This is a genomic window from Streptomyces sp. SID3343, from assembly GCF_009865215.1.
Lineage (GTDB): Bacteria > Actinomycetota > Actinomycetes > Streptomycetales > Streptomycetaceae > Embleya.
Genome location: NZ_WWJX01000219.1, coordinates 1 through 18734, shown reverse-complemented (window position 1 = coordinate 18734; position 18734 = coordinate 1). Strand labels below are relative to the sequence as shown.

14 protein-coding genes are annotated in these 18734 nt (G+C 66.8%); 6 read left to right on the top strand and 8 right to left on the bottom strand.

The features are described 5' to 3' along the window. Positions 1–112 precede the first annotated feature (112 nt). From GT354_RS07970 to typA, 7 genes are all read right to left on the bottom strand, one after another. On the bottom strand, positions 113–1747 hold the full coding sequence (locus GT354_RS07970) for an ABC transporter substrate-binding protein (RefSeq protein ID WP_161355555.1): 1635 nt from the start codon (positions 1745–1747) through the stop codon (positions 113–115). A gap of 487 nt (positions 1748–2234) precedes the next feature. Beyond that, entirely contained in the window at positions 2235–3368 is a 1134-nt protein-coding gene (locus tag GT354_RS07965; RefSeq protein WP_161355554.1) for an oligopeptide/dipeptide ABC transporter ATP-binding protein, read from the bottom strand. 37 nt (positions 3369–3405) lie between these two features. Beyond that, positions 3406–4557, bottom strand: a complete 1152-nt coding sequence (locus GT354_RS07960; protein ID WP_161355553.1) for an ABC transporter ATP-binding protein — start codon at positions 4555–4557, stop codon at positions 3406–3408. 61 nt (positions 4558–4618) lie between these two features. Beyond that, positions 4619–5605, bottom strand: a complete 987-nt coding sequence (locus GT354_RS07955; RefSeq protein ID WP_161355552.1) for an ABC transporter permease — start codon at positions 5603–5605, stop codon at positions 4619–4621. A gap of 96 nt (positions 5606–5701) precedes the next feature. Next, positions 5702–7462, bottom strand: a complete 1761-nt coding sequence (locus GT354_RS07950) for an ABC transporter substrate-binding protein (protein WP_161355551.1) — start codon at positions 7460–7462, stop codon at positions 5702–5704. A gap of 152 nt (positions 7463–7614) precedes the next feature. Further along, complete coding sequence (locus GT354_RS07945) at positions 7615–8658, bottom strand: ABC transporter permease (protein ID WP_161355550.1); 1044 nt, start codon at positions 8656–8658, stop codon at positions 7615–7617. A gap of 324 nt (positions 8659–8982) precedes the next feature. Further along, the gene (gene typA, locus GT354_RS07940) at positions 8983–10848 is read right to left on the bottom strand and encodes a translational GTPase TypA (protein WP_161355549.1); all 1866 of its coding nucleotides are present in this window, start codon (positions 10846–10848) and stop codon (positions 8983–8985) included. A 412-nt stretch (positions 10849–11260) separates the two neighbouring features. On the opposite strand from typA, the gene GT354_RS07935 reads away from it, so the two are divergent. The 5 genes from GT354_RS07935 (at position 11261) to GT354_RS07915 (ending at position 16249) form a co-directional block, all read left to right on the top strand. Beyond that, entirely contained in the window at positions 11261–11860 is a 600-nt protein-coding gene (locus tag GT354_RS07935; RefSeq protein WP_161355548.1) for a hypothetical protein, read from the top strand. 367 nt (positions 11861–12227) lie between these two features. Further along, positions 12228–12575: a hypothetical protein gene (locus GT354_RS07930; RefSeq protein WP_161355547.1), complete on the top strand. Its 348-nt coding sequence runs from the start codon at positions 12228–12230 to the stop codon at positions 12573–12575. Between the two features lie 4 nt (positions 12576–12579). Beyond that, positions 12580–13428 carry a hypothetical protein gene (locus tag GT354_RS07925; RefSeq protein WP_161355546.1) on the top strand — a complete coding sequence of 283 codons (849 nt, stop codon included), beginning with the start codon at positions 12580–12582 and terminating at the stop codon, positions 13426–13428. Between the two features lie 92 nt (positions 13429–13520). Continuing rightward, positions 13521–15491, top strand: coding sequence for a fumarate reductase/succinate dehydrogenase flavoprotein subunit (locus GT354_RS07920; protein WP_161355545.1), 1971 nt, complete (start codon positions 13521–13523; stop codon positions 15489–15491). Continuing rightward, a complete protein-coding gene (locus GT354_RS07915; protein ID WP_202511630.1) occupies positions 15488–16249 on the top strand; it encodes a succinate dehydrogenase/fumarate reductase iron-sulfur subunit in 762 nt (253 codons plus the stop codon). The genes GT354_RS07920 and GT354_RS07915 overlap by 4 nt, the downstream gene beginning before the upstream one ends. Before the next feature lie 172 nt (positions 16250–16421). Here GT354_RS07915 and ychF read toward each other — a convergent pair whose 3' ends face one another. Continuing rightward, on the bottom strand, positions 16422–17495 hold the full coding sequence (gene ychF, locus GT354_RS07910; RefSeq protein ID WP_161355543.1) for a redox-regulated ATPase YchF: 1074 nt from the start codon (positions 17493–17495) through the stop codon (positions 16422–16424). Between the two features lie 154 nt (positions 17496–17649). Here ychF and GT354_RS07905 point away from each other — a divergent pair, with 154 nt between their 5' ends. Next, positions 17650–18309, top strand: a complete 660-nt coding sequence (locus GT354_RS07905) for a hypothetical protein (RefSeq protein ID WP_161355542.1) — start codon at positions 17650–17652, stop codon at positions 18307–18309. Positions 18310–18734: the final 425 nt, after the last annotated feature.

The following is an 18734-nucleotide window of genomic DNA, read 5'->3' as shown; positions in this document are numbered from 1 at the left end:
GAAGCCGGCGCCGCGGATCACGCGGGGCCGGCTCGGTCCGACACTCACAGATCCGGCCGCACCGGTTACGGGTGCGGCCGGATCATGTGTCAGTGCCGGATCATCGTCCGAATCACTTGTTGACGGTGACCTCGGTCCAGACCGGGTTGCCGTACGGGTCGAACTGGACGTTGGAGACGTTCTTCGAGTGGCCGGCCTTGGTCACGTAGTACCACAGCGGGATCGACGGGACGTCCTTCGCCATCTGCTGCTCGGCCTGCTGCCAGAGCTTGATGGCCTCGTCCTGGTTGGTCGCGGCCATGGCCTGCTTGGCCAGGTCGTCGAAGACCGGGCTGGAGTAGCCGGAGTCGTTCGAGGCCGCGTCGGTCTTGTAGATGTCGGCGAGGAAGTTGTCCGGGAAGGGGTAGTCGCCCTTCCACGCGGTACGAGACCCGCCGGTCATCTTCTTGTTCGTGATGTCGTCACGGAAGGTGCTGAACTCGGGGTAGAGCTTGGGCTCGCAGGCCTGCTGCCCCAGAGATTCGTTGATGCTGTTGCAGACCGCGGTGATCCATTCCTTGTGCGGCCCGTCCGCGTTGGTGGCAATGGTGAACTTGCCACCGGGGATGCCGCCGCCTTCGGTGATCAGCTGCTTGGCCCGAACCGGGTCGAACTTGGTCAGATCACCGGTGACGTCCTTGCTGTAGCCGGGAATACCCGGGGCCAGCCAGTCGGTCGCGGGCTTCTCGGCACCCTTGTACAGCGCCTTCGTGATGCCCTCGCGGTCGATCGCCATGGACAGACCCTGGCGGACCTTCTCCTTGCCCGGAGCGCCCCAGGCAGCGTCGTACAGCGGGAAGCCGACCTTTTGGATGGTGAACTGCGGGCCTTCGAAGGCCCGGTCGCCGAGGTCCTGCTTGTAGGTGCCGACCGCCGACGTCGGGATCTGGTCGATCACGTCGAGCTTGTTGTCGCGCAGCATCGTGTAACCGGCGTCGTACGTCGTCGGGAACAGCAGGCGCACGCCGTTCGACTTCGCCTTGTCGGTGCCCGCGAAGTTGTCGAACTTCTTGACGGTGATCGACTTCTTGTGGTCCCAGCCGCCGTTGCCGGTGTCGATCTGGAACGGACCGTTACCGATCGGCGCGTCGCCGTACTTCTTCGGGTCCTTGTAGAACTCCTGCGGCAGCGGGTTGTACACCACGTAGCCCAGGCGCGACTTGAAGGAGGAAACCGGCTGGGTCAGCTTGACCGTGAACGTGTTCTCGTCCACGACCTTGAGGCCGCTGAGCTCCTTGGTGGTCGGCGCGCCCTCCTTGGGGTGCACCGCCGCGTAACCCTCGATCAGCTCGAACCACGAGGCGTTGATCTGCTTGTTGTCCGAGTTGGCGCCCCAGTTCCAGGCGTCGACGTAGGACTTCGCAGTGACCTTCTCGCCGTTGTGGAACGTCCAGTTCGGCTTGATCTTGATCGTGTAGTTCGTCGCGTCCGGGCTCTCCACGGACTCCGCCATCGCGGGCACGGGCTGCCCGGTCTTGGAGTCGTAGGTGTACAGACCGCGGAACATCAACTGGAGGGCGTAGAACCCACCGGTCTCGTTCGAGTTCGCAGGCTGGATGGCCTTCTGCGGCTCGGTGCTGTACGCCGAGAAGTAACCACTGGGCAGCCCGTTGCTGCCCTTGTCGTCACTGTCACTCGCACACGCAGTCGCGGCCAGGCCCAAAACGGCCACACCGACGACCCACTTCACGCGCGTAGTTCCGCGCATGGGTTGCCTCCTCAGGAATCACTACCGAAGTGAAGTGTGACGAGCGGTTCCGAAGCCGGAATCGTCTCGTCACAGCTGCTCGTAGAGTCGGCGCCCCCGAGCGCGTGACCGGTTTCGAGCACAAGCGGATCCACTATCCGTCACCGACTGGCTGCTACCAATCCCCCTGCTGGTTGCATTTTGATCACGTAAACTCGTGATCAATCTCGAAACCCAGACATATGAGACCGGTAATGAAGCCGTACCAAACGGACACCTGGTACCGCTGTCCGGAGCATACAGTCCGATGAACGAACATCCATAGGTCGCCCCTACTCCTCCCCTGTCAAGGAGAAACGCTACCGAGGGTGACGGCACTCGGGCGGCGGCGACGCGCGGGGCCGGTGGACCAATCCTAGTCAACGCGCGTAGCTGACCAGCAGGAAAACATGAAAACGGGGTGCCACCAAATCGGTGACACCCCGCCGGGTCGTGCTCCGTGCCGTCGCTACTGCGGATCCTCGATGATCCCGGCCTCCAGCGCGGCTTCGATGCGCTCGTCCGGCATGGCCTCCTCGGCGCGGGCCGTCGCCTCGATCGGGCCGGGGAAGTGGCACGCGACCCGATGGCCGGCGAGCAAACTCTCGACGGCGATCAGCGGCGGCTCCTCGGCGGCGCACACGTCCTGGGCCTTCGGGCATCGTGTCCGGAAACGACACCCCGACGGCGGGTTGATCGGACTGGGCATGTCGCCGAACGCGTGGACGCGGGTGCGCTCGGACGCCTTGTCCGGGTCGGTCTCCGGGACCGCCGCGAGGAGCGTGTGCGTATAGGGGTGATGCGGGTTCGAGTACAGCGACGTGCGGTCGGCGATCTCGACGATCTTGCCGAGGTACATCACCGCGACGCGCTGCGAGAAATGCCGAACGACCGCCAGGTCGTGGGCGATGAACACGAACGCGATGCCCATGTCCCGCTGCAGACCCTGCAGCAGGTTGACCACCTGGGCCTGGATCGAGACGTCGAGCGCGGAGACCGGTTCGTCGGCGACGATCAGCTTCGGCTGCAGCGCGAGTGCGCGGGCGATACCGATGCGCTGGCGCTGCCCGCCGGAGAACTCGTGGGGGAAGCGGTTGTAGTGCTCCGGGTTGAGGCCGACGCGCTCCAGGAGTTCCTGGGACCGCTTCTTTCGGCCACCTTCCGGATTGATGTTGTTGACCTCCATCGGCGCCCCGACGATCGCGCCGACCGTCTGTCGCGGGTTCAGCGACGAGTAGGGATCCTGGAAGATCATCTGGATCTCGGTGCGAATCGGGGCCATCTGCTTACGAGTTGCGTGCGTGATGTCGTGCCCGTCGTAGCGGATCGTGCCGCCCGTGGGTTCGAGCAGTCGGCTGATCAGCCGGCCGGTCGTGGACTTGCCACACCCCGACTCGCCGACCAGGCCCAGGCTTTCCCCCGCGCCGACGGACAGATCGATCCCGTCGACCGCCCGCACCTGGAGAATCTTGCGCCGGACGAGGCCGCCGCCCTTGGTGGGAAAGTGCTTGACCAGGCCCCGCACGTCGAGAAGCGGCTCGCCGGGCGACGAAGAGGTCGGTTCGGGAGCGGCCGCCGGGGACTCGCTGATCGTGTCGGTCATCGTCGTTCTCCTGTATTCCCGTCGGCTCGGTGTCCTGTCAGCCCAGGCGAGGGCGGACCTCGTCGAGGAAGATCCGCTCCTTGTCCTGCGCGGCCAGGTGGCAGGCCGCCCCCCGTCCGTCCACGAGCGATATCACCGGGCGCTCGGTCGCGCAGCGGTCGCCGCCGACCACGGCCGCGTGGTCGCACCGGGGGTGGAACGGACACCCGGAGGGCGGATCGAGCAGACTCGGCGGAGTGCCGCGAACGGGCCGCAGCGGGACGTCGACGTCACCGGTCAGATTGGGCATCGAGGACAGCAGGCCCCAGGTGTACGGATGTGTCGGGGTCTTGAGCACCTCGCGCACCGTGCCCTTCTCGACGCTGCGGCCCGCGTACATCACGAGCACGTCGTGGGCCATCGACGCGATCACGCCCAGGTCGTGTGTGATGAACACGATCGCGGCGCCGAACTCGTCCTGCAGGTCACGCAGCAGGTCGAGGATCTGCGCCTGGACCGTCACGTCGAGCGCGGTGGTCGGCTCGTCGGCGATCAGCAGGTCGGGGTCGCACACCAGCGACATCGCGATCATCGCCCGTTGGCGCATACCGCCGGAAAAGTGGTGCGGGTAGTCGTTCACCCGCACCTTGGGCTGCGGGATGCCGACCCGGTCGAGCATCTCGATCGCCCGCGCGTGCGCGTCGTGCCGGTTCGCGCCCATGTGTCGGCGGTACGTCTCCGCGATCTGCTCACCCACCGTGTAGAACGGCGACAACGCGGTGAGCGGGTCCTGGAAGATCATCGAGATGCGCCGCCCGCGCAGGTCGCGCAGTTTCCGCTCGGGCATCGAAAGCAACTCGTTGCCGTCGAAGCGGATCGAACCCTCGATCGTGGTCCGCTCGGGGTTGTGCAACCCCAGAATGCTGAGCGAGGAAACCGACTTGCCCGAACCGGACTCGCCGACGATGCCGAGCGTGCGGCCCTTCTCCACGTCGAAGGACAGCCCGTCGACGGCCTTGACGATCCCGTCCTCGGTGGAGAAGTGGACGCGCAGGTCCCGGACGGACAAGAACGCGTCCGACGGGGCGCCGCTCGACGGGGAGCGGGTCGCCTCCGGCTCCTTGCCGAGGACGGGCTTGCCGGAATCCGGCTTGCCGAGGTCGGGCTCGCCGGGGGTGGGCTCGCCGGTGGTGCTCTGGGAGGTTGCCATGTCCGGCTCCTCGGCCCCTTCTGTGGAAGCTCCCTGACGGTGTTTCATCTCGTTCCGCCCGTCATGAGAGCCGCACCCGGGGATCGATGACCGCGTAGGCCATGTCCACCGCGAGGTTCGCGAGCATGGTGAAGGTGGCCGCGATCAGGACCACGCCCATCATCATCGGCAGATCGGAGTCGACCACGGCGGTGACCGCGAGGTTGCCGAGACCGTGCAGGCTGAAGGTGGATTCGGTGATGATCGTGCCGCTCAGCAGGACGCCGATGTCCACGCCGAGAACCGTGATGATCGGACTGAGCGCCCCGCGGAACGCGTGTTTGATGTAGACGCTGCGTCCGGAGAGCCCCTTGGCCCGCAGGGTTCGGACGTAGTCCTCGGACAACACGTCGACCATCGTGGATCTGGTGAGGCGGCAGTACAGCGCCATGTGGATCGTCATCAGACAGACCCAGGGCAGGATCAACGCGGTGGCCCACCCTCCGGGATCACCGGTGAACGACGGTGGGTCCGTCGGCCGATCGAGCCAACCGAGTTGCTGGACGAACACATAGATGAAGATCGGCCCGAGCACGTAGATCGGGGCGGAGCCGCTCAACAGCGCGACTCCCGTGGTGACCTTGTCGACGGCCTTGCCCCGGTTGAGCGCGGCGACCACGCCCATACCGATGCCGAGCACCAGGAACAGCACGACCGCGCCGATCGCGAGCGAGATGGTGACCGGGAAGCGGTCCACGATCTTGTCGAAGACGTTCTCGTTGTTGGCGAACGAGTAGCCCAGACACGGCGAGTCGCACTGGAGGTCGCCGATTTTGCGACCCATGAAGATCCCCGAGAGGAAGATCCAGTACTGCTCCAGGAGAGGCTTGTCCAGGCCGAGGTTTTGCCGGACCACCTCGCGCATCTCGGGAGTACAGCTTCGACCGCACGACAGACGCACGACGTCGTCCGCGCCGGATGCGGCGAAGAACAGATAGAACGTGATGCCGCTGACGATGAGCAGGATCGCTGCCACGCCGATCAGCCGACGGATCAGAAAACGAAGCATGAGGCGGGCTACCTCCGCGAAGTGCCCAGGGACGGACCCGATTCGGTGCGGCCGGCCCGGGTCACCGTCGGATCGACCGGAAAAGGGCGGACGGCTCTACTTGACGAAGATGTTGGACAGGTCGATCGCACCGTGGATGTTGAGGGTGGCGCCGCCTACCTGCGGGCCGTACACCAGGCGGTGACGCTGGTAGATGTACGGGATCGACGGAACGTCCTGCATGATCTTCTCGTCGAGCTTCATCCACTCGGCGGCCTGCTCGTTCTGGCCGAGCTTGAGGATGCGGTCGATCTCGGTGTCGACGGCGGCGTTCTTGTACTGCGCGTAGTTCTCGCCGTCGTTGACGACCTTGCGACCGTCGTACACCGGGGTGTAGACCGTGGCACCGGTCGGCCAGTCCGCGCCCCAGCCGGCCCAGTACAGGTCACACGGGGTGTCGAGCTTGCCGATCACGTCGTAGTACTCGGTGTCCGAGATCTCCTTGCGCTCCATCTGGAAGCCGGCGCGGTTGAGCGCCTCGATGATCGGCACGGCGCGTTCCTGCTGCGTCTTGGAGGTCGTGAAGCAGAAGACGACCTTCTGGCCGATCTTGTTGGCCGCCTGCAGCATGCCCTTGGCCTTCTCCTGGTCGCCGTTGGGCGGCAGACCCTCGAAGGGGCTCTTGTACGGCGCGTAGCCGAGCTGGGTCGGCGAGGCGATCGTGGTCGCGAAGTCGCCTGCGGTCGGGCCGCCTTCGGCCAGTCGTGCGGCCACGCGCGGGAACGCGGTCAGCATCGCGCGGCGCACGTTGACGTCGGTGATCCGCGAGTTGTTGATGTCCCAGCGGTTGGTGTACGGGCCGACGCCGTCGGTCACCCGGGCCGCGAGCGAGGGGTCCTTGGCGATCTGCTCGGCGAAGCTGGCGTCGGGGCGCTCGTTGAGCGTGAACGCCGTCGCGTCGGTGCCGGCGGCGGCGGTCAACCGCTGGAACTGCTGTGGCGCGGTGACGCCGAGCTCGAACTTGAACGAGTCCACGTACTGGTGCCGGATCGCGTCGGTCGCGGGGTCCCAGTTGGTGTTCTTCTCCAGCACCATGAGCTTGCCGGGGTCGTGCGAGGCGACCCGGTAGGCACCGCTGGCGAACGGCGTACGGTCGTTCGCGTCCTTGGTCTCCTTGGCCTTGGGCATCGGAGACGTGGTGCCCATGGCGACCGCGAACGGGAAGTCGGGGTGCGCCTCGGTCAGCTTGAAGATGATCGTCTTGTCGTCGGGCACCTCGATCTTGTCGGGGCCCAACTCCTTGCCCTCGAACGGCCCGTCATAGACCTCGAAGTAGTTCTCGGTGCCGGCCAACCACTGCTGGACCCACTTCGGACCCTGGTTGTACGCCTTGAAGAACGAGCGCTCGACGCCGTACTTGACGTCGGCCGCCACGATCGGCGAGCCGTCCTCGTACTTCAGGTTGTCCTTGAGGGTGAACTTCCACGTCTTGCCACCGTCGGTGGAGCTGCCCGGGTCGGTCGCGAGGTCACCGACCAGGGTGACCTTGTCGCCCTCCTTCTTGTAGAAGGTCAGGCGCCGGGAGACCAGTTCGGAGACCGTCATCAGGTTGCTGACGTAGGCGCGTTGCGGGTCGAGGTGCGAGAAGCCGGTTCGGTTGAGCACGCTCACCGAGCCGCCGGGCTTGCCACCGGGAACCGCAGCCGCGGGGCCCTTGGAATCCGCGGCCGTACCCACCGAGACGGTCGCCGTCTTGGCGGCGGGTACACCCTTCTCTTCCTTGTCGCCGCCGCCCCCGCTGCTGCACGCGGACGCCGAGACCGCGAGAGCCCCTACCGCGAGCAGCGCGGCGAATCTGCGCTTCCCCGTCGTTTTCATGTGATCCCCTCATGAGAAAACCGGTTCACCCGGCGATGCGATAACCGTGGTGCGGGAGGTGCCTGGAGCGATCGCGAGGATCGCGGTACGACCGCGTCGTGCCGAACGTGCTTACGGCAGGCGTGCGTCGACCTGGAGCGTGCGAGGGCGCCTCATCGGTTGGCCTTGGGGTCGAGCGCGTCGCGCACCGAGTCACCGAAGAGGTTGAACGCGAGGACGAAGGCCACCATCGCGGTGGCCGGGAAGACCATGTAGGTGACGTCGCTCTGCATGACCTCGAAACCCTTGCGGATCATCCGGCCCCAGTCGGGGGTCGGTTCGGTCATGCCCACGCCGAGGAAGGACAGCGCCGCCTCGGTGGTCACGTAGGTCGGTACCTCGATCGTGGCCACGATCAGGATCGGGGTCCACAGGTTGGGCAGCAGTTCCTTGAAGATGATCCGGCGAGAGCTCGCCCCACTGACCTTGGCCGCCTCGATGAACTCGCGTTCACGCATCGACAGCACCTGACCGCGCAGAATGCGCGCGATCCGGGTCCAGCCGAACAGCGACAGCACCAGGATCAGCGCCGTGGCCCGCAGCCAGGTCGGCGTGGTCTCGCGGTCGCTCACGAACAGGGCGAGCGCGATGGGGGTGAACGCGATGAAGAACAACTGCGACGGCATCGCCAGGAGGGTGTCGATCACCCGGCTGATCGCGTAGTCGGTCTTCCCGCCGAGGTAGCCGGCCGTGATCCCGAGAATCGTGCCCATGACGGTCACGACGAGGACGACGATCACCGCGAGCAACAACGACGTGCGGATGCCGTAGGCGAGTTGGGTGAGCACGTCACGGCCCAGCGTCGGCTCGATTCCGAACCAGTAGTCCCCCGACATGCCCCCGTTGGGAGCGATCGGGAATCCACGCGCGTTGAGCAGGCCGCTTTCTCGCTGACCGTAGAGCGTGTATGGATCCTTCCCATACAGCTTGGAAATCAAGGGCGCACAGAGCGCGATCAAGAAAAAGAAAGCAACGACGTACGCAGAGATCACGCCGACGCGATCTTTGCGGAAGCGTCGCCAAGCCAGTTGGCTCGGAGAACGCCCAACTATTCCTTTTGATTCCGCTCCCACCCCCGCTTTGTCGAGCGACGGAGCGAGCTTCCCGGCGGCTGGGGTTCCACCCTCTTCCGGGATCAGCTGGGGTTGCATGGTCATTCTGCAAATACCCCCGAGATGAGGTCGGGTTCGACCGAGTGCAGGTTTGGTTTCGTGGCCGCACGGACTCTCGCAACCCAATTACCCGACGTCAAGAGGCAGTCAATAACAAACGTGCAACTGATTATTTATTAACATTTTCGACGCTTGTAAACTTCGAGACTGATCGTTTTCTGATCGATCTTGTCAGGCCCATAGTCAACATAACGAATATAATCGGGCAAAGATATCGACTTGGTCTCGGCATGCGAAAAGCCGGTGACCTGCGGGTTCGACCGCGGGTCACCGGCTTTTTCCGGCCGCCGGGGGGCGACCGTCAGACTGTCAGCGCTTGGCGCGCGAGGCCGAGCGGCCACGCTCCTTCTGATCGAGTACGACCTTGCGGATACGAACCGTCTCCGGGGTCACCTCGATGCACTCGTCCTCACGGCAGAACTCGAGGGCCTGCTCCAGCGAGAGCCGACGCGGCGGGATCAGCTTCTCGGTCTCGTCGGACGTCGACGAGCGCATGTTGGTGAGCTTCTTCTCCTTGGTGATGTTGACGTCCATGTCGTCGGCGCGAGAGTTCTCGCCGACGATCATGCCCTCGTACACCTCGGTGGTCGGCTCGACGAACATCTGGCCGCGCTCTTGGAGGTTCATCATCGCGAACGGCGTCGCGACACCCGCGCGGTCGGCGACGAGCGAACCGTTGTTGCGGGTCCGAATCTCGCCGAACCACGGCTCGTAGCCCTCGTGCACGCTGTGCGCGATGCCGGTGCCGCGGGTGTCGGTGAGGAACTCGGTCCGGAAGCCGATCAGGCCGCGGGCCGGAACCACGAACTCCATCCGGATCCAGCCGGTGCCGTGGTTGGTCATCGTCTCCATGCGGCCCTTGCGGGACGCGAGGAGCTGGGTGATCCCACCGAGGTACTCCTCGGGCGAGTCGATCGTCAACCGCTCGACCGGCTCGTGGACCTTGCCGTTGACCTCGCGCGTGACCACCTGCGGCTTGCCGACGGTCAGCTCGAAGCCCTCGCGGCGCATCGTCTCCACGAGGATCGCCAGGGCGAGCTCGCCGCGGCCCTGGACCTCCCACGTGTCGGGACGCTCGGTCGGGAGCACGCGCAGCGACACGTTGCCGACGAGTTCGCGCTCGAGGCGGTCCTTCACCAGGCGTGCGGTGACCTTGTGGCCCTTGCCGCCCTTGCCGACCAGCGGCGAGGAGTTGGTACCGATCGTCATCGAGATCGCGGGCTCGTCCACCGTGATCAGCGGCAGCGGACGCGGGTCCTCGGGGTCGGCGATGGTGTCGCCGATCATGATCTCCGGGATGCCGGCGATCGCGATGATGTCGCCGGGGCCGGCCGACTCGGCGGGCTTGCGCTCGAGCTGGTCGGTCATCAGCAGTTCGGTGATCTTGACCCGCTCGATGGTGCCGTCGTGCCGGCACCACGAGGCCTGCTGGCCCTTGCGGATGGTGCCCTGGTGCACGCGGCACAGCGCGATCCGGCCGAGGAAGTTCGACGCGTCCAGGTTGGTGACGTGCGCCTGGAGCGGCGCGCCCTCCTCGTACTCGGGGGCGGGGATGGAGTCCAGGATGGCCTGGAAGAACGGCTCCAGGCTGTCGCTGTCGGTGGGCACGGTGCCGTCGCTCGGGCGCACCAGAGTGGCCACACCGTCACGCGCGCACGCGTAGACGATGGGGAACTCGATCTGCTCCTCGGTGGCGTCCAGGTCCATGAACAGCTCGTAGGTCTCGTCGACGACCTCGGAGATGCGCGAGTCGGGACGGTCGACCTTGTTGATGCACAGGATGACCGGCATCTTCGCGGCGAGCGCCTTGCGCAGCACGAATCGGGTCTGCGGAAGCGGGCCCTCCGACGCGTCGACGAGCAGCACGACACCGTCCACCATCGACAGTCCGCGCTCCACCTCTCCGCCGAAGTCGGCGTGGCCGGGGGTGTCGATGATGTTGATGGTGACCGTGGGGCCACCGTCCTTGGGGTGATAGGCGACGGCGGTGTTCTTCGCGAGAATGGTGATGCCCTTCTCGCGCTCCAAGTCGTTGGAGTCCATCACCCGATCGTCCATCTGGTGGTGGGCACTGAACGTGCCCGCCTGCTTCAGCATGGCGTCGACGAGGGTGGTCTTGCCGTGGTCGACGTGGGCGACGATGGCGACGTTGCGGATGTCATGGCGCGTGGGCACGGCTGCGTGTCTCTCGGCTTCAGTCGGGGATGCTACGGACGGGCTGGCGATCCGTGGGCCTCCTCCGCCGCGCGATGGGCACCGCGCGAACCGGCCTGCCTCCTCGGCGCCAGTCTCAATCGTACGGGGAGGAGCGTCCCGCACTTCGTCCCGGAGCCCGTCGCGCGCCGTTCGAAGGCCCCACAAGGCAGAATCCATAGGTGTGAGCGAGTCTGGCGAGTCCTTCAACGAACGTATGCGCAAGCGGTGGTCCCGGCGATCGGCCGACCGCCAAGGCGGTTCCTTTGGGCCCGTTCCTTCCGATATCGACACCCCTGTACCCCCTGCCGAGTCCGACCGGGGCACCCCGGCCGGGCGGGCCAGGTTGTTGTACGAGCGAGCGACCGAGGCGTATCGGGACGGCGATGTCGCAATGGTCGAACAATTGGCGGACCTGATCCCCGAAGGCCCCGAAAGTGAGCCCTATCGCACTTTCGCGCGGGTCCAGGCCCTGGAGGCGCACGCCGACGACGCGGCCGCGGCCGCCGTCGCGCGGGCCTATCTGGACCGGATCGGGCCGAGCCACTCGGCGTGGGACACCGCCCGCGCCCTGTTCGGCGAGGTGATGGTGCAGGCGCTGATCATGGGCACCGTGCCACTCGCGGACAACCTCGCGGCGGCCGAGGAGGCTCTGCGCAAGCCCGGGGATTCCTATCGACACCCCTCCGGCGCGACGATTCGATTGGAGGCCGAGGACGACGAGCCGCTGTTGATGGTGCTGCACGGTGATACCGCGAAGTCGGTGCGCGCCGCCAAGCGACTCGTCGACGCCGAAAAGCGGGCGTCCAGGGCCGGGCACGCCGATGCCTTGTGCACATACGCCCTGTGCGTGTGCGCGGCCGGCGATATCGACGCCGCGCGAGCCGCCCTGGTCGACGCCGAACGGGTTCTGCCCGGCCGGCCGCGGATCGGCGCCACCCGGACCAGAATCGAATCCAGCCCGGCTGCCACGATTCGCCTCGAAGATCGTTAAACCTCGAACTTCGCAGGGCCTCGCAGTTTGCCGAACCCCGGAGTCGGCCGAACCTCGTGGTTCGCTGAGCATCGAAGTTCGATGACCTCGTGGTTCGCCGAACCTCGTGGTTCGATGAACACCTTATCTCTTGATCGCCGGTATTCGATCTTGTCCACGGCAAGATCGAATACCGGCGATCTTTTTGTGCCGCTCACCTTTTCCTGATCTGTGACCCATCAGATCGGCGAAACACTTTCCATCGATTGATCTTTCGCGCCAGACTGCCGACGTTCCCACCACCACGGGAAACGACATTGCAAGTCCGCAACACCATCCCCCGGCCCCCGACGACGTGGTGCCGGAAAAGCAGGAGGTGAGCGCGATCTTGACGACCACGACGAACGAGGAACTGGCCCTGGCGGGGCGCAGGCTCGACGATCTGGCCCGGGCGGTGCGCGGGTTGCGTCGCGCCCTCGGCGACACCCTCGACGTGCGCAGGCTGTGCGAGGACGTGGAGCGGGCCCGGTCGAGTCTGGCGCTGTTGCGTGCCGCCGCGGTCCCACCGCGACCCGAAGCGGGCGCCGACGCCGGTGGCGACGCGGCTTCCGACCTCGACCCGAGCCTGCGGCCGATCGAAGTGATGTCCGATCTGCCGTACGACCCGGTGCTCTTCGCGGACGCGGACGACGAGGGTGTGGGCGGCATGCGGCCGCCCCGCCGTACAGGAAGGTGACGTCTTGGCTACAGGGACGACGGGGACGACGGGCAGAGCAGGCAAGGCGGGCGGAGCGGGCAGCGGTGGCACCGGCGCTCCGGGCCGGGCCGCGATCGAGGCCCGACATCTGCGCACGGACCGCTGGTGGCTCTCGCCCGCGGTGACCGTGACCATCCTGTCCGCGTTCATCGTCTACTCGACGTGGCGGGCATTCGCGAACGACGACTACTTCGCCGAGCCGTACGTGTCGCCCTTCTACTCGCCGTGCCTGGCGTCGAAGTGCGACAGCATGCCGATGAGCGCCAACGCGCCGCTGTTCGGCGACTGGTGGGGGCTCTCCCCCGCGCTGCTCATCCTGATCTTCCCGTTGGGCTTCCGGCTCACCTGCTACTACTACCGCAAGGCGTACTACCGGGGCTTTTGGGCGTCGCCGTCGGCGTGCGCGGTTCCCGAGCCGCGCGGCAAGTACTCGGGCGAGACCCGGTTCCCGCTGATCGTGCAGAACATCCACCGCTACTTCTTCTACTTCGCGACGATCGTCGCGGTGATCCTGTCGTGGGACGTGCTGATCGCGTTTCGCGACGAGCACGGCGCCTGGGGACACATGGGGCTCGGCACCCTGGTGCTGCTCGCGAACGTACTGCTGATCTGGGCGTACACCCTGTCGTGCCACTCGTGCCGGCACATCGTCGGCGGCAAACTCAAGCACTTCTCCAAGCACCCCGTGCGCTACCGCTTCTGGGGCTTCGTGAGCAAGCTCAACGGTCGGCACATGGAACTGGCGTGGGCCTCGCTGTTCAGCGTCGCGCTGGCCGACCTGTACGTGTACCTGGTCGCGAGCAACGTTTTCGACGACCCGCGGTTCTTCTGAGGCCGGGCCGCGGCCGCACCCGCGGCCGTCGGCTCGAAGGTCACCCCGCGCACCACCCCTCACGCCCCAGCACCAGTACAGGAGTAGCACTCGTGTCCGAAGTGGAACGTCATTCGTACGACGTGGTCGTGATCGGCGCGGGCGGCGCCGGTCTGCGCGCCGCGATCGAGGCCCGGATGCGCGGCAAGCGCGCCGCCGTGGTGTGCAAGTCGCTGTTCGGCAAGGCCCACACCGTGATGGCCGAGGGCGGCATCGCCGCCTCGATGGGCAACGTCAACTCGCAGGACAGTTGGAAGGTGCACTTCCGCGACACCATGCGCGGCGGCAAGTTCCTCAACCACTGGCGGATGGCCGAGCTGCACGCGAAGGAAGCCCCGGACCGGGTCTGGGAGTTGGAGTCGTGGGGCGCGCTGTTCGACCGCACCGCGGACGGCCGGATCAGCCAGCGCAACTTCGGCGGACACGAGTATCCGCGCCTCGCCCACGTCGGCGACCGTACCGGCCTGGAACTGATCCGCACCCTCCAGCAGCAGATCGTGGCGTTGCAACAGGAGGACGAGCGCGAGTTCGGCGACCCCGAGGCACGGCTGAAGGTCTTTCAGGAGTGCACGATCACCCGCCTGTTGACCGTCCCCGACGCCGGTCCGGAGGCCGGTTCCGAGGCCGGTTCCGACGGCGGCACCGGCACCGGCACCGGCCATCGGATCGCGGGAGCGTTCGGCTACTGGCGCGAGTCGGGCCGGTTCACCGTCTTCGACGCGCCGTCGATCGTGCTCGCGACGGGCGGCATCGGCAAGGGCTTCAAGGTCACCTCGAACTCGTGGGAGTACACCGGTGACGGGCAGGCGCTCGCGCTGCTCGCGGGCGCGCCGTTGATCAACATGGAGTTCGTCCAGTTCCACCCCACGGGCATGGTCTGGCCGCCGTCGGTCAAGGGGATCCTGGTCACCGAGTCGGTGCGCGGGGACGGCGGGGTACTGCTCAACTCCGAGGGCAGACGCTTCATGTTCGACTACATCCCGGACGTCTTCAAGGAGAAGTACGCCAAGTCCGAGGACGAGGGCGACCGTTGGTATCTCGACCAGGAGAACAACAAGCGCCCGCCGGAGTTGTTGCCGCGGGACGAGGTGGCGCGCGCGATCAACTCCGAGGTCAAGGCGGGCCGCGGTTCCCCGCACGGCGGCGTGTTCCTGACGGTGGTCGGCCGGATGGCCGGCGGCACCGAGGAGATCCGGCGCAAACTGCCCTCGATGTACCACCAGTTCAAGGAACTGGCCGACGTGGACATCACGGCCGAGGCGATGGAGGTCGGCCCGACCTGCCACTACGTCATGGGCGGGATCGCGGTGGATCCGGACACGACCGCGACCCCCGGGGTGCGCGGGCTGTTCGCCGCCGGCGAGGTGGCCGGCGGCATGCACGGCAGCAACCGGCTCGGCGGCAACTCGCTGTCCGACCTGCTGGTCTTCGGACGCAGGGCGGGCGAGCACGCCGCCCGGTACACCGACGAGATCGGCGAGGCCCGGCGCGAGCCGGCCCCGGAGCAGATCGACGCGGCGGCGAAGGAGGCACTCGCGCCGTTCGCCGTGGAGAGTTCGGAGAACCCCTACACGGTCCACCAGGAACTCCAGCAGACGATGAACGACCTCGTCGGCATCATCCGCCGCGAGGGCGAGATGGCGGAGGCGCTGACCCGCCTGGACGAGCTCAAGGCGCGCGCGGCCAAGGCCGGCGTCGAGGGGCACCGGCAGTACAACCCGGGCTGGCACCTGGCCCTGGACCTGCGCAACATGCTCCTGGTCTGCGAGTGCGTCGCGCGCTCGGCCCTGGAGCGAGCCGAGAGCCGCGGCGGGCACACCCGCGACGACTTCCCGGCGATGTCCGCCGAGTGGCGGCGGGTGATCCTCGCGTGCTCGATCGAGGACCCCGACGCGCCGAGCTTGTCGGTGACGCTGAGCCGCGGCGAGGCGACACCGATGCGCGCCGACCTGCTCGATCTGTTCGAGCGCGACGAGTTGACGAAGTACCTGACCGACGCAGAGCTTCCCGGGAAGGACGACTGATGTCCTACAAGGCGGACTTCCGCATCTGGCGCGGCGACGCGGACGGCGGCGAACTGCGCGACTTCACGATCGAGGTGAACGAGGGCGAGGTGGTCCTCGACATCATCCATCGCCTCCAGGCGACCCAGGCCCCCGACCTCGCGGTGCGCTGGAACTGCAAGGCGGGCAAGTGCGGTTCGTGTAGCGCGGAGATCAACGGGCGGCCGCGATTGCTGTGTATGACGCGGATGAGCACGTTCACCGAGCAGGAGACCGTCACGGTCACCCCGATGCGCACCTTCCCGGTGATCCGCGACCTGGTCACCGACGTGTCCTTCAACTACGCCAAGGCCCGGCAGGTCCCGTCGTTCACGCCGCCGAAGGGCCTCGCACCGGGCGAGTACCGCATGCAACAGGTCGACGTCGAGCGCTCGCAGGAGTTCCGCAAGTGCATCGAGTGCTTCCTGTGCCAGAACACGTGCCACGTCATCCGTGACTTCGAGGACAACAAGCCGGCCTTCTCCGGCCCGCGCTACCTGATGCGCATCGCCGAACTGGACATGCACCCACTGGACGTGGCCGACCGGCAAAAGGCCGCGCAGGAGGAACACGGCCTCGGCCTGTGCAACATCACCAAGTGCTGTACGGACGTCTGTCCGGAGAACATCCACATCACCGACAACGCCCTGATCCCGATGAAGGAACGCATCGCCGACCGCAAGTACGACCCCCTGGTCTGGCTGGGCAACAAAATCCGCCGCCGAGCCTCGACCGACTGACCCCCCGCGAGCACAACCCGGCCCGGCCACTCACAGGGGTGACCGGGCCGGGCCGTTTCGCCTGATCAGTAGCGATAGCGAGCTGTGAGGACGACGCGACGGCTCCCGCGCCCCTGTCGCCAGGCTTGCGGCCCGCGAACCGGCACGGGAGCCGTGGCCGGTACACCACGCGCTACACGTTGAAGCGGAACTCCACCACGTCGCCGTCCTGCATGATGTAGTCCTTGCCCTCCATGCGGGCCTTGCCCTTGGTGCGGGCCTCGGCGCGGCTGCCGGTTTCGACGAGGTCGGCGAAGCCGATGACCTCGGCCTTGATGAAGCCGCGTTGGAAGTCGGTGTGGATGACGCCGGCCGCCTCGGGGGCGGTGGCGCCCTTGGGGATGGTCCAGGCGCGGGCTTCCTTGGGGCCGGCCGTCAGGTAGGTCTGCAGGCCCAGGGTGTTGAAGCCGACGCGCGCGAGGATGGTCAGGCCGGATTCCTCCTGGCCCAGGCTCTGGAGCAGTTCCAGTGCCTCGGCCTCGTCGAGCTCGATCAGCTCGGACTCGATCTTCGCGTCCAGGAAGATCGCCTCGGCCGGCGCGACGAGCGCGCGCAGTTCGTCCTTGAGCTCCTCGTTGACGAGTTCTTCCTCGTCGACGTTGAAGACGTACAGGACCGGCTTGGCGGTCAGCAGGTGCAGTTCGCGCAGCGGCTCCGGGTCCAGGCCCGCGGCGAAGACCGTGGTTCCCGACTCCAGGACCTCCTTGGCCTTCTCCACCGCCGCCGCCACCGCGACCTTGTCCTTCTGGAGCCGCGAGTCCTTCTGCAGGCGCGGCAGGACCTTCTCGATGGTCTGGAGGTCGGCGAGGATCAGCTCGGTCTCGATGATCTCCTTGTCGGAGACCGGCGAGACCTTGCCGTCGACGTGCACCACGTCGGGGTCGGTGAAGACCCGGATGACCTGGCAGATCGCGTCCGACTCGCGAATGTTGGCGAGGAACTTGTTGCCCAGGCCCTCACCCTCGGAGGCACCGCGCACGATGCCCGCGATGTCGACGAAGTCGACCGTCGCCGGGATCTTCTTGGCCGATCCGAAGATCTCGGCCAGAGTGTCGAGGCGCGGGTCCGGCACGCCCACCACGCCCACGTTCGGCTCGATGGTCGCGAACGGGTAGTTCGCCGCGAGCACGTCGTTCTTGGTCAGGGCGTTGAAAAGCGTCGACTTGCCGACGTTGGGCAGGCCGACGATTCCGATGGTGAGCGACAACTGGATTCCCTGGGCTGTGGGTGGTCGAGGCGGGTGCTGCGGGGCCGTCCTGCGCGCTGCGGACAGTGGGGCGCCTCGCAAAAGTGTAGGCGGTGCCCTGTGGCCAGTAGCATCCCTGGTTTCGTAGGTCGGCCTCTCAACGACGGGGACATCGATGAGCCGCAGCTGGAACACCAACACCGCGAACACCCATGCCTCGAACACCGGCGGCACCGGTGGCACCGGCGGCACATACACCGGCGCCGCGGGCCTCGGCACCACGAACACCACGAACACCACCGGCCCGAACACGAACCACAACCGAAGGCAACTCATAGACGGCGTCCTGTGGGAGGCCAAGCCGGTCCGGCTGCTGCTGCTCGGTGCGCTGGTCCCGGTCGGGCTCGGGCTGTTCGACGTGGCCGACCTCGGCCTGCCGACCGCCGTGAGCTGGTCCGTCTACGGCGGCCTCACGCTCTTCATGGTGTTGGGCTACGCGCTCTACCGGTATCGCAAGCTCTCCATCGGCCCCCACGGACTCGTCTTCCACGGCCTGTTCCGCACGCGTGGGTTGCGCTGGGAGGACATCGTGGCGGTTCAGGTCAAGCTCAAGGTCGGCAAGGGCGACTCGCCGTGCTACGCGGTCGTCCGGTGCTCGATGCGCGACGGTCACGCCAAGCGGCACACGATCAACTTCATCGGCGAGGAGATGCTCCCCCACCTGGCCGTGGACCTGCGGTGGTACGCCGCACAGCGGGGCATCGCGGTCCAGGTCAAGAGCACCGACGCGGTCGTGCGCGCGGTGGACGCGGTGGAGGCCGGCGCCGCCGGCTGACCCGCGGCGCCCGCGAGGCCGGAATTCGTCCGCTTTCCCTGCCACCGATCGGGGGCGGGAAAGCGTCCTCCCTGGTGAGCCCCGCAGAATCGGGGGCACAAGCAGTGCACGCGTCGACGGGCGGGCACCGACCGCCAGGACGGTACGACACCAGCGGGGGTGAGGTTTTTCGTGTTCTTGGCCGGGTTTGACCGTGATGCGGCAATACCGTGTGTGAATGGACCAACGCAGTCGGACGGGAACACGCACCCCTCAGAGCCCACCGAGGCGGCGCTCGGTGCCCGCCCCCGGCTCGGGACGAGGTGAGGTCGTGCGTCGTCGTCAACCGTCGTCCTCGCCGTTTCCCGCCGTCTCCGCAGCCGTCGGCGACCGATCCCAGGATCGCCGGGCGGACCCGGCTCGGGCCCGGCGCCCGGCGCCTCGAC